Source organism: Microcoleus sp. w1-18aA5 (genome assembly GCF_036701705.1).
Classification (GTDB): Bacteria; Cyanobacteriota; Cyanobacteriia; order Cyanobacteriales; family Microcoleaceae; genus Microcoleus.
On the sequence record NZ_JAUPTE010000054.1, the window covers coordinates 1 to 13,097 of the forward strand.

Below are 13,097 nucleotides of genomic sequence, written 5' to 3' on the forward strand. Positions count from 1 at the left end.
GAGTTGGTTCTGGAATCGGAATCAGAGTTGGTTCTGGAATCGGAATCAGAGTTGGTTCTGGAATCGGAATCAGAGTTGGTTCTGGAATCGGAATCAGAGTTTGGGTTGGGGTTGGTTCTGGTAGAGCAGCATTCAAGATAAGAATGTAATCACCGAAAGTAGCTATAGTTTCTTGGGGACTCTCTTCCAGGAAAGGAGAATAAGGCTCGTTGCCACTAGCACTGACACTAATATAATAAGTATCAGTATATGGGGCACTAAACGAAATAAATTGTTCATCAAAGTATGTTGAGCTATCGCTAAAGGCAAGCTTTAATCCCTGTGAATCATAAATCCAGACTGAGGCATTCAAAAGTGAATTAATTTCATTCGTTACTAATTTGACGTTAAGAATGTCATCTTGGTTGAGTTGAATTTTATAAAAATCAACATCATGTTCTGGTAATTTACTTGGGTTATTGCCAATTTTACCAGCAATCTTAACACCACCTTTACTGAGCTCAATTAAATCTGTGTCCAAAGCTGTAGCAATTGTTTCACCTTCCTTATCGATATTTGTAACTGAAATTTCTGCTTTTTCAATTTCTTTACTGAAGGCTTTATTATCACCATCGCTGCTAATGTCAATTAATTGCCCAGCAGTACCAATTGTTTTATCCCAAGCACGAAAGCTGAGTGAGGCAGCCCCGACAAATTCAGGATTAGGAATAAACCGTATTTTACTATCGGAAGCTAATAATAAAGCTGTACTTGTAGAAATAGATGCTATGTCTTGCCAAGTATCACCATAGTCAAGTGAGTATTGCCATCTTCCATTGCTACTGTCTGCAGAAACAATAGCGATCGCTTTTTGGGGATTACCATCATCATCGATGATTGCATTGTCCGGAAGTATTTCAGCAATAGTATTTCCTAGTGGACTGATATTAGTGTTACTAATCGCATTAAGCTGACCAACTGGAGACTGAGACTGTAGAAAACGGGGATCTGCGTTAGTAATGTGGAATTCTACAGTTTCAGTATTAAAGCTAAATGGAGTTTGACCATCATTTTTGGTGACATCAGCAGTTAATCCAGCAGTACCACTACTACCATCCCAAGCCTTAAAGCTAAAACTTGATCGACCAACAAAGTTTAAGTTGGGAACAAAACGAATTTTATGACTGCTATCTAATAATAAAGCTTTTGTCTGGCTTACAGTACCAATGTTGCTCCACCCTTCTCCATCACTGAGCGAGTATTGCCATATTCCATTACTATTGTCTACCTGAGTAACTGCAATAGATTTGGTTGTTGCATCCTCATCATAGAAAATGTTAGGTAATAAGTCCGCTATGGTTTCACTACTATCATTAGAATTGTTGTGACTAATAGTTCGGAGAATGAGTGGCTCTTCTGAATATGATGCTATATAAGGTGCAGTATTGGTGGTTGTAATAGTTGCAGTACGAGTTTCTGAGCTAAATGGAGTTGTGCCATCATTTGCAGTTGCATCAAGGGTTTCTCCTGCGTTCCCATTTGTTTGATCCCAAGCTCGAAAAGTAAATGAGGAGTTTCCGATATAACCCTCATTTGGAACAAAGCGGATTTTGTAATCGGGGTTAAGAAGACGGGCAGCATTTTCAGTAACATTGCCGAAATCTATCCAATTATCAATTGTAGATGAAAATTGCCATTTTCCATTACTGTTATCTACTGATGTAACAGCAATAGCTTTTACAGCTTTATCAGGGGTGAGATATTCTACTTGATCCGCACTATTAATAAAGTTATAGGTTCCATCCTGAATTGCACCAGACGGAACTAAAGAGTCAACAGAAATGCCTGACGCATTAGTATTTTTATAGCTAATACTAGGCATCTCTGGGGAATAACTAGCGGTAAAAACTGGGGCAGAATTGGTAATATCAACAGTCGCTATACTTTCAATAGCACTGTAGGGGGTTTCTCCTCCATTTTGAGTAATAGAATTAGTAAACAAAGCTCCCCTTCTATCATCTCGATTTTCCTGATTTGTTTGATCCCAAAGTCGAAATTTGAAACTAGAAGAACCAACATAGCCCATATCTGGCGTGAAACGTAGCAGAATATCTGGACCAAGTAGGAGAGTAGAATTATCACCATCTAACTTATCAATGCTTTGCCAAGTTTGCCCATCATTGCTTGAAAACTGCCAAGTTCCGTTGGTTTGATCAACCTCCGTGATCGCAAGGCCTAAGATGTCATTATCTAAATCTCCCATTAAAGGGGGACGATCTAAATTAGACAGACTATTAGCACTAATTAATGAAGCAATTGAATAGGTGGGTAGTGGCTTTGAGTCAAGATAAATCGTATTACTTTGGTTATTGTTAAGAAAAATTAAATCTTTTGAGTTGACTAAAGTTGGTGCCTGGTTAATAGACTTAAGACCTGTACCCCAAACATAGTCTCCAGGTGCAGCAAAAACATTGTCAGGATTGTCAAACTTAGTGGCTCGACCTACTAAAGCCATTCCTAACTTGTTGCTAGGGTCGAATAGTAATTCATTAGGAAAATAATTGAAACCATTTGTAGCTGCACCTTGACCATTGGCTTTATGCCAAATAGCTGGAGCAACATCAAAGTTAAACTCTGGAGCGTTGTTGAGAGATTTTCCATACTTAGTAACCCAAGCAGTGCTGCCAACCTCAGAGGCAACTGTTTTGCCTAAAACATAGACATTCTTATTTTCATCAACTGACAGTCCTGTAACTGACTGCTCAGTCTTAAAAATTTTTGAAGACCATACTCCTAGCTGCTGTGGATTGTAAGCAATAGCAGCAGAGTTTGTTGTGATATACGTTATGCCATTAGCAGTTTCTAAATCAGTGACAATGTCATAGTTATTAATAGGAGCAGTTTTACCATCGACAATATCATAGTAATCTATGTTGGCTGGTGGTTCATATTGATTTGAACTTGATAGTTCAACGTTCGCTACCCAGATAGACTTTGTAGTGTTTGCACGATTACGTAGGACATCATATCCACCAACATCTATACCAAGCTGTCCATCAGTTGTTCTAAAACCAGCAACTGTAAAAGAGCCTGGCTTACTAACTGTAATTTTGTTTAAAACGCTGCTATATCCAATATCAATAGAATTAATGACTTTAAGGTTGCTATCATAAACAACTACTTTGTTATCTGGTATTCCATCATTAGAAATAGCGTTATTTATATTAAAAAGAGCATAAAGATTTCCATTGATATCCGTATCCATATCAACTGGATAGCGAAGCCCTACTGAAGAATCTGAAACATCGGTGGTGAGAAAGTCTCCAGTTGCGAAGTTATATTTGCCTAGCACACCAAATTCATCAAAAGTATCAGTATTGAAAGCTCTGAAGCTTACATAAACTGTATCAGAGTTTGTTTTCGCCCAAGCTATTTTAGCTCTTGTATCGGATACTGATGATGCTAGAAGAGTCTTTCTGTTAACAACTCCTGTTTTAACATCGACACTTGCCAGCCAGGTATCATTATATCCACCTTCAAATTTTTCTCCTTCTGATAGTATTCCCGTGGTGTTTCCAACTAAAAAAATGTTTTTATCGCCTAGAACAGCATCATGTAAAATCATACCAACATTATCAGGTGTTTTAGCTGGTGCTGAGGGCAATGTTGGATCTAAAAAGGTCGCTGGATAGTTTTTAATTTCCAGGCTCCAGGTGTTAATTGGAGGTTCGAGCAATAAAGAAACTTTAGCCGTTGCTGTTTCAGTACTGAAAGCAGAGTTACCGCCTGTTCTGGTAATGTTTGTGTAAGTTCCTGATTGAGCTTCATCGCTGAGATCCCATGCTCGAAAACTAAATTGAGATTTTTGCCAGCTATTGTCGCCAGGTACCTGAAGTAACTTAATTTTCTCAAGATCTGGATTAAACCGGACGCGATCGCTAGGCTTAAGCAATAAGGCATTACTATCACTGACTACTGCAAAATCCTGCCAAGTTTGTCCGTTATCCAGTGAATATTGCCAGGTGCCAATGCGGTTATTATCAATATCGGTGATTGCAATAGCATCCACAGCGATATCCGCATCGTCCAAACCTCCATCAGGAATGATTTCTGCAATTAAGTTGCCGTTGTTTGCGTTGGGGATAAGATCAACGCCATCTAAATCAAAATTATTGGTTACATTAATTTTTGGTGCAACGTTGAAATATTTGAGTAGAGCATCTCCAGTAATATGCTGATTTACTTTCTCAATGAGATAAAGCGATTCTCTTGTATTCTGATCTCGTAAGAAAAAGTTTTTAAGCGTTAGATCTAACGATGATGAAAAAGTTCCGTCTTGATTTAGATCAATAATTAAATCTTGACCTTGGCGAATAAAGTTTTTAACTGCTGAAGTGTCCAGTCTTGTTGCTAGCTCCTCGCTTAACTCAACAGGAAGTAATACCTGATCATTATCACTAGCAAATCCATCATAATCTTCAATGACCGTTCCCCCTGAAGATACAGAATCAATTATGTAAGTATCATTACCTGATGGATAATAAATGCTGGTATTTGAATAACCTCCATTTAGATAGTCTGCCTCTCCGTCTGCGTAAAGAAAATCATCACTGCCTTCTCCATAGAGAAAATCCTTATTCTCCCCACCATAAAGGGTATCGCTCTCTTCTCCACCATAGAGAGAGTCTATTCCTTGTTTACCATAGAGAAGATCCTCACCTGCATTACCATAAAGTGCATCATCCTGGTTTCCACCTTTTATTAGGTCGTTATTATCTCCACCGTACAGTGAGTCATTGCCCTCGTCTCCGTACAATTCATCATTACCGGCTTGGCCATAAAGGCGATCGTTACCTTCTTCGCCATATACATAATCGTTAGATGTATCGAAACCATCATTACCCGCGATGCCACCATAGAGGAAATCGTCCTTTAAGCCTCCGTATAAATAATCAGTAGCTTGCCCTCCATAAAGATAGTCAGCACCACGTGCACCATACAGAGTATCAACGTCTTCCTCGCCCCATAGCTCATCAGCGTCATCTCCTCCATCAAGCAGATCATTGTTTAGACCACCCTTTAGAACATCGTTCCCTCCGTCTCCATAAAGATTATCTGCACCCTCTCCACCAGAAAGGAAATCTCTATCGGAACTGCCATGAAGGGTATCACTATCATTTTCTCCACTAAGAGTATCTATGCCTATACCACCCTCTAAAACATCATTTCCGATATCACCACCCAAAAGATCATTTCCTGCTTCACCATAGAGAAAATCATTATCTTCTCCACCAGCAAGTTGATCGTCGTCCTCACCCCCATAAAGGGTATCGTTCCCTAATCTACCATTAAGCTTATCTTTATCTGTCTTATCAGGATTATTGCGATCTAGACTACTGCCATCTCCTCCTCGCAAGAGATCATTACCCTTGCCACCATCTATATAATCATCTCCGCTGCCACCGTAAAGACCATCGTTATCAGGTTCATTGGGATCATTCACTATTGCGAAGTAGAAGTCATCCGAATAACCATATAGATCATCACGTCCACTCCCCCCATGAAGCTGATCGTTGCCACTGTCACCAGTCAAATAATCTGAGCCATCACCTGCATTGAGGTAGTCGTTTCCACGACCACCAGATAGCTTATCAACTCCTCCCCCACTACTTAGATTGTCACTCCCACCATTACCCTTGAGGGTATCCTCCCCAGTGCTGCTGACAAAAACATCATCAGCATCTACGCCCTCTAACTTAATTCCCTTGGCCAAGAGTTCTTGTTTAATTAACTCCGACCAATTTTTGGTTTTAAGAAGTTTTAAAGCGTTCTTTGATTGAAATATACGATCTTCAATATCCCCTCTGTTTCTATTAAGGATTTCAAGCTTTTTTTGAGCAGTAGTTGTTTTGTTATTAGTTATATTTAATATCTCAGTGTTGAGTTGAAGTATTTCAGAGTTTCTTCTATCTAGTCCATTTAGAATATTATTGTATTGTTTGAGAACCGAAGTTTCAGTATTAGGATCATAGAGGGTTGGATTATCAACTAAACCTAAACCAAATACATCTTTGGCTTTGTTCAAAAGCTTTCCTGCTGTACTTCTAGAATTGGTGAAGTCAAGTTCAGCTACTGCGTTTTCAAGCTTTTTAAGTTCCTCAGCTACAGCAACCTTAGCCTTTGTTACAGCTTTTCCTACAGGACTATTAGAATTAAATGGATCAAGCTTAGCGAGTGCATCTTCTGCTGCCTTAATTACCTTGCCTGCTGCCCCATTAGGATTAGTAGGATCAAGTTCTGGTAATGCTCGACGTACAGGACTATTAGGGGTAGATGGGTCTAAATTGCGTGCTCCTTTTGCAGCCGCATCTTTAACTGCTTCAGCACCATCTCCAAGCACCTCACCTGCTTTTTCAGCAAGTTCTGCTGGGCTAAGAATTTTGATGTCTAAAGCCTTCTTAATATCATCAATTCCATCTGTGAAAGAATCTTTAATCTTTTCTATGCCCCGCGTTAACTCGGCTACTTTCGAGTCAACGACATCTCCTGAAATTTGTCCAAATTCTATAGGAAAACCCTTAAGATCAGGAGTTTGTGGTGAAAATACATTAGCTCCCAGAATTTTAATGGAGCCACCAACTGTAGGACTGCCAAGCCCAAAATTATAATTAAAAGATTTTAGTCCATCAAATTCATTTAAACTAAGTTTACCATCATTATTTGTATCATTAAGATCTATTCCCAGATTGAGCTTCATACCTGTGAATATATCAATTGATGCAACCGCTAGTTGGAGACCGGCTCCAACAACAGGACCAATGCCAAAATTAAATTCTGGTACATCCTTACCTTTTATAATATTGTCTGTGAAAGAAATTCCTTGCTTTATGTTATTACTCTTAAATCCAGAAGTGTCAAAGCCGAATCCCAAGTTTGTACTTATATCAAATGTTCCACCAATTGAAACTCCTAGAGGCCCAATGACTGGGACAATCTGAGTAATAGTGCCCTGAAGCTTAAACTCAGGAAGTCGATAATTAAAAAGATCTACAGGTTTTCCAAGTAACATATTTAAAACTGTGTCGCTTGGATTTTGTAATAAGGGTATTGACAAGCCTCCCTGCAAAGGTAGAGTGTTGCCAATTAAACTTATGTTAGGCAAGCCGCTTTTTACAAAACTACCATTAGCATCAAAATTTATTGTACCCAGAGGAATTCCAGCTTCAGGATTAATACTGTCTAGAAAATTAAATGTTTCTATTCCTTTAACAATTAATGAAGGATTAAAATCTATATCCTGAGTTTTGGCGACAAAGCCAATAACATCCAAAACAGAAATTTCACCTAGTTTTCCATCATAGCTACTAATAGCTCGAAGACCACCTCCAAGTTGTTCAGATAAGTCACTTAATAGTGGAACAGGCTTTAGGAGGATATCAACTATTGGTTGTATGGGTTTAATGATTTTCCCTAATGTATCTTTGATTTTCCCTAAAAAGCTTTCGGCTCCTAATAAACTCTTAGTGTCGAGAGTGATATCTTGTAGAGCAAATCCTCCTCCAGTAGGCTGAACGAAACCGGAGATACTTGGTAAGAAACCCTTAACATCATCAGGAACCTCTGTTCCTGGACTTAGTGTGAACTTAAATCGATTTGTAAGACTAGCATTTTCAAAACCTATATCAAATGTATCTTTTCCAAGATTCGTTTGGAGAATGCTCTTTATCTTAGCCTCAAGAGCACTAACTTCCATAGCCTGCTCAATTTGAATACGTTGTCCGTCAATTTGAATAAACGCCGTATCATCTTCTACCTGAATACCTTTCAAGTCTTGGGGTGTCAACTTAATTCCCTGGACAACTGCTGAGAAAATTGCCCCTTCATCACCTTGAGCATCAGATGTATTAATTCTGGAATCAAGAAAATGCCCAATCTCTTCTAGAAGCACTCTTGCGATCGCTTCAGAGTTACTGGCATTTGCTTCTAGATAGTTCTGGGAAAGGTAAATCTTATTCGTCTGAGCAGCGTAAGCCCCATTTGCGCCTTGTAGAACATTGCCGCTTTCAATCTGGATTGTGGGCAGTTGGGTAAAAGATCCCTCTGCCCAGGCTTGCCTGAGTGCTTCTGCTTGCTCCTGGTTGAAGCGATCACCAAACGATACTTCAAGCACATTTGAGAACTCGTCACCTTCAGCAAAGGCTCTCAGCCAGTCCTTTGTCAATAGAACAGCCTGGTCTAGTAGTGATGTTGTGGGAACCATAAATTTCTCCTGCTCAAAGATATAGATTTGTGGGGTGAGTTACAACTAACTCGGAAGAGGGCAAATATTTGTAACCATAATTGGTGTTTCGCAGGCTACTGATCGCTCTGGCAAGCTTGCACAGCGATAGGTTCGCTAATTCCGGTTCTCACGTTTTAGAGTTCCAAGTCGTAGCTAGCTTCCCGGTTGAGTGGGCTGCAATAGCTGTGAATGCAAATCAACCGTTGTTCATACATCAAGTTTTTGGCGTTGCTGAATTACAATATGAATCGCTGTGGGACTGGAACATCCTTAAATTTGAGGTAGTGGATCAACAATCTAACTGAATGTTCTAGCATTACTACAGATTTATAATAACAAAGTGTCTTGCGATGAAGCCTTCCCAAATAATGTCGTAGACGTGTGTTTTCTCCTTCCACTCGGATCATATAAGTCTTGCTCACAATCTGATCGCCATCTGGGATGAACATTGGATAGACTGGTCATCCATCCGTAACGTAAAAATAGCACTGCCATGTCTTCACAATTGCCCACAAAGGACGAAATGTTTCAGCACGCACGATCGCCTAAAACCCATGCTAAATTTCCTTCTGGGAAGTGATTAACTGCTGTCTGGAGCCAGATGCAAGTTTTTTAACAGCCGACAAAAGTTTCAAGTTCGTTCCTCAAGTTCACATACTTGCGGTATCACAGTAGGATTATAAGCATCCGGTAGTAGCTCTCCAACAATTTTACCCGTTTGATTATGGTAGTGTGATGCACTCCTTTAACCCTCTCAATAGCTCGCTCATCCCATACCATTGACATACATTTTTAGGCATTCCTGCCTCACATCATCACTATAACTCTATGCTTTGCATATTTGTCAAGAAATTGCCGACCGCAATCGACACAAATATGATGAGTGCTTATCTCTCTGGATTCCATTTTTGCGGATATGATTTGAGCGGCATTCAGGACATTTCATAAAAATTTACCTTATTATCCATCATGCTCTCGTATTGTAATTCAGCAACGCCCCTTTTTTGTGTAATGCTCTCCCCACTCGTTTGGGAAACTAAGTGAATGGGGAACAAGCCCTGCATAGCCTTACTGCCATCCCAGTCCACCAGGCTCTTCCTTACTCAAGGTGTTAAGGGTCAATTGCTCTGGCAAGACCACTAAACATCAGATTCGAGATGCCGATCGTCCAATGGAACTTCAATATTCGCATTTGCGCGTTGCCGTCGATCGCGGAGGCTGTGGCAACCGATGCACGTGCCGCATTTATTCCCAGCCAACAAGTGCCTGGAGACGAACGTACTGGAGATTTGAGAAAAGGATGCGATCGCTCTGGCTAAGCTCCTGAGCGTAGAGAATATAGATGACTTTGCCTGAATATTCAGACATCTAAACATTCAAACATCTAAATATTCAGATGTTTGTGCTGTAAAATCTAGTTGATGAACTCAGCAGGCTTACCTATGATTGTCACAATCGCCTCATTTAAAGGCGGAGTCGGAAAAACTACCACCGCGCTGCACTTAGCTGCTTACTTGCAAACGAAAGCACCCGCGTTGTTGGTAGATGGCGACCTCAACCGCAGTGCCTTAGATTGGGCTGCTCGCGGTTCTCTCCCCTTCAAAGTAGTCGATGAAAAGCAAGGCGTGCGCTATGCCAGGGATTACGAACATATCGTCATCGATACGCCTGCACGACCAACCCCAGAAGACTTAAAAACTCTAGCAGAAGGGTGCGACTTGCTGATACTGCCCAGCTCACCCGATGCTATGGCCCTGAGCGCTATGCTGCAAATGGTCGAGGCTCTCTATTCTCTGGAATCCAATTACCGCATTTTGCTTACGCTCATCCCGCCCGCTCCGAGTAAAGTCGGGGCTGAATCTCGGGCAACCATCGAAAAAGCAGGATTGCCCATTTTCCGGTCTGATATAAGGAGGCTGGCGGTATTTCAAAAAGCTGCCCTCGCCGGGGTTCCCGTAAACGCCATCAAAGACCCTTATGCTAAAGCTGCTTGGGGGTGCTACACCGCTGTTGGAAAGGAAATACTACCATGAGCCGCTTTGATGATTTGCTAAAAGCCAAGAAACTCAAGCCTGGGGAACCCGACGTTTCTCCCAGCACCGCGCTATCCAAAAGCAAAGACCCCAACTTTGTCCGCACTACCGTTTATCTGCCAAAAATTCTGCACCGCCAACTTAAATCCGCAGCAGCGCAGTCCGGCCAGGAAATGAGTGAGCTAGTGGAAAAGTCTGTAGCTAAATACCTCCAGCAGTTCAATCCCGACGATAACATTTAAGCATTTAGATGTTTGAATGTTTACATCTGAGAGTGCGATCAGCCCAGAAAAAGCCCGTAGATCAATCCCTGGAACTGTTTAATCACGACGAACAATACAAACATTTAGATGTTCAAATGCTCAAACATTTGAACATCTAAATAAATCCAAGTACAGACTAGCGTTCGAGTCCAGGCTAGTCAAAGGTTATAGGATTGCAGTCCAAAAATGAAGCTAACAAAAAAGCCCCAAGCATCGCTTGGGGCTAATAGATTATTCTTCGTCGTCGTCCTCATCATCAAGATTAATCATCCCTTCAACCAATTTGCTTCGGTCAAAGCTCCTGAGTTCTTTTTCAACAATGCGCTGGGTCAAATCGAGAGCGGGTTGCATGATTGTAATCTTTTCGCGTAAGTCGTAGAACTTCCTTTTAGTTTCAAGGCTGTGTCCCATTGCTAGAATCGAGCCTTGTTTTTCGGCGTCTGATAGACCAAGCTCTTGACTGTAAGTTTCAAACGAGTGACGCAATTTCTGGGGAGACATACAAATTCCGGCAAATCGCCAAAAAATATGTTTAACTTTTTTTCCAAAACTTGATGAATTCAGAAGTTTGCCATTTTTGTCCTGGAGAAAGAGAAAATTATGTTTCTGCTCTTTAACCAAAATCTTACGCCACTTATTAATCCACATTTCAAGATAGTCATAAAATCGGGTGCCATCTGGGAAAGTTATATTGTTGAGAGGAATGGCAAGTTCTCCGTATGTGTCCATTGTTTTGTAATCTTCAGGCCAGAGATAATACTGAGCCTGATTAGGGTTTTTCATCTTTTCTACTGACACAAATAACCCATCTTGAAATCCGCCCTTGAGCAAACTTTTACCGATTTCTGCCTCATAATATTCCTTGGCTCGTCGCGGAGGACAGGAAACCATCAGAGCAATAATGATAAATCTCTGAAAAGACCTCGCAATCCCTGTATCCATCCGGGGAATCTTGTCGATTTGAGGCCGTCCACCTCTGTAGCGGTTACTTCGTTGATAATGTTTCACCTCAAGAGTTGCTTCAAAGCGAGTTTTTTCTAAAACCTCTATAATTTGAGGATAAGGGACAACTAGAGAGCGCTTCTCACTTGTTGTTTTAGCTTGTTTTCGAGTCTCTCTTTCATGAACTCGACGACGAGCCTTAAGAACATTAATTAACGGAATTTTATCAAAAGTATCTCGACTCTTCAAATCCTCTGAGCTAACCTGACCATAATAAGTGAATTTGGCAAGGTTAATAATGGCGTTGTAGTTCTGGACTACCGACGCATGACTAACATTTCCCCACTCCACATATTTCTCAATTAAGTTCGCAGCTTCTTTACCCAGTTCCTCAGATGTCTCAGTGGCCACTGCTTCTTTGTACATCCTTACCCTGTGAGCTTGCAAATTTCCCTCCTCTAAACACTCGGTAAGCTTGAACTTCATTTGAATAAAAGGCACAACTTTGGCTAGCGTCACCTCTGCCAAAATGAGCTTCTTCTTCCGAAACATCCAGCCAAGTAATCGACAGACGTGTTGTACGTCTGCTTCCAATGTGGCGTGCTTAAGTCTTAGCTTTTTCTCCATGAACTCAGCGAATTCCATAATTTCTCGGTCAAATTCGGGATTGGCTAAATACCAATTTGGCTCCACCTGAGCAAAAGCAACCTGGAGCATGGATAAACCCACCGGAGATAAAACCAATCGCCAATCCAGCCAAATTTTGGCAACTTGCTTTTTAGGAACAGCGACAAAATCTGAGTCCAAATGTCCAAGCAGTACAGTTTCGCTATATTTTCGCAATCCGGCACTAAAATCTTTCATATCCTCCCGCTTTCTACCTCCAGGTGCTTCCTTGAGGCAGTAAATAAGTTCAAGGTTTTCCGGATCTGATTGGAACCACTTTCGCGAAGTGGCAAATTTTAGCATATTATTCAGGTGAAACTTGAGCTGTTTTCGCTTGTTAGCTTCTTTCCAACCTTGCTCGTCAAAGAAATGTTCCGCATTTTGCAACACAATTTTTAAATCGGAAATCGGTCGTTGTTTGAGAAAAGAGAGCGCATTTGCCCTTTCCCCTTCGGTAGCTCGCTCCTTCTGAGGAACTGGCCCGCCTAAATATGGAGCGATTACGCGGGTGATCACCGTGTAGCTCATCGGGATGTAGCTAGGAGACTTAGACTCTAGTTGCCCTAAAAACTTCTGCCAGAACTCGAATAAATTCTGGGGTACCGCTTCTGGTAATTCTTTCTCATCCACAGGAGTGGGAATTGGGTTAGAATTAGTGATAACTCTATGACCCTGATGAGGGAGAATTTTGTAGGATGCGTCTTGACCTGTTGGTAGCTTTTGTTTGTCCATATGAACTCCTTCGTTATGCTGTAAGGTTTGCAGATGATAAAGTCTTATATATATTATATAACTTTATCGACGTTTTGTGAAGTTCCTGATTTTGGTATGGACGGGGAAGAATGAGGTGCGAGCGAACTATTACTCTCTGATAATGACGTAGAAATCCTCTCTTTGATTGACTTGTAGAGATTTGAGACAAACAATTATTTT

The 13,097-nt window shown here is 40.9% G+C and carries 5 protein-coding genes and 2 pseudogenes; 4 read left to right on the forward strand and 3 right to left on the reverse strand.

Annotated features, from left to right (window positions below; genetic code table 11):
* Positions 1–8,239, reverse strand: a pseudogene (locus Q5691_RS18745) (hypothetical protein); the annotation flags it as partial.
* An 83-nt stretch (positions 8,240–8,322) separates the two neighbouring features.
* On the opposite strand from Q5691_RS18745, the gene Q5691_RS18750 reads away from it, so the two are divergent.
* Positions 8,323–8,565 (forward strand): hypothetical protein, encoded by a 243-nt coding sequence (locus Q5691_RS18750; RefSeq protein WP_333346316.1) that lies wholly within the window; start codon positions 8,323–8,325, stop codon positions 8,563–8,565.
* Here the strand turns inward: Q5691_RS18750 and Q5691_RS18755 are convergent.
* Positions 8,497–9,206, reverse strand: a pseudogene (locus tag Q5691_RS18755) (IS1 family transposase). The gene Q5691_RS18750 and the pseudogene Q5691_RS18755 overlap by 69 nt on opposite strands.
* Positions 9,207–9,417: 211 nt before the next feature.
* On the opposite strand from Q5691_RS18755, the gene Q5691_RS18760 reads away from it, so the two are divergent.
* The 3 genes from Q5691_RS18760 to Q5691_RS18770 all read left to right on the forward strand — a co-directional run bounded on the left by Q5691_RS18760 (position 9,418) and on the right by Q5691_RS18770 (position 10,535).
* Positions 9,418–9,579, forward strand: coding sequence for a hypothetical protein (locus Q5691_RS18760; RefSeq protein WP_333346248.1), 162 nt, complete (start codon positions 9,418–9,420; stop codon positions 9,577–9,579).
* 123 nt (positions 9,580–9,702) lie between these two features.
* On the forward strand, positions 9,703–10,293 hold the full coding sequence (locus Q5691_RS18765) for a ParA family protein (protein ID WP_333346250.1): 591 nt from the start codon (positions 9,703–9,705) through the stop codon (positions 10,291–10,293).
* Complete coding sequence (locus Q5691_RS18770) at positions 10,290–10,535, forward strand: CopG family transcriptional regulator (protein ID WP_333346253.1); 246 nt, start codon at positions 10,290–10,292, stop codon at positions 10,533–10,535. The genes Q5691_RS18765 and Q5691_RS18770 overlap by 4 nt, the downstream gene beginning before the upstream one ends.
* A gap of 252 nt (positions 10,536–10,787) precedes the next feature.
* Here the strand turns inward: Q5691_RS18770 and Q5691_RS18775 are convergent, their stop codons facing one another.
* Positions 10,788–12,794, reverse strand: coding sequence for a hypothetical protein (locus Q5691_RS18775; RefSeq protein WP_333346256.1), 2,007 nt, complete (start codon positions 12,792–12,794; stop codon positions 10,788–10,790).
* Positions 12,795–13,097 lie beyond the last annotated feature (303 nt).

Coding starts and splice junctions, on each gene's coding strand:
- Q5691_RS18765 (WP_333346250.1), top strand. CDS start 9,703: ATGATTGTCACAATCGCCTCATTTAAAGGCGGAGTCGGAAAAACTACC.
- Q5691_RS18770 (WP_333346253.1), top strand. CDS start 10,290: ATGAGCCGCTTTGATGATTTGCTAAAAGCCAAGAAACTCAAGCCTGGG.
- Q5691_RS18760 (WP_333346248.1), top strand. CDS start 9,418: ATGCCGATCGTCCAATGGAACTTCAATATTCGCATTTGCGCGTTGCCG.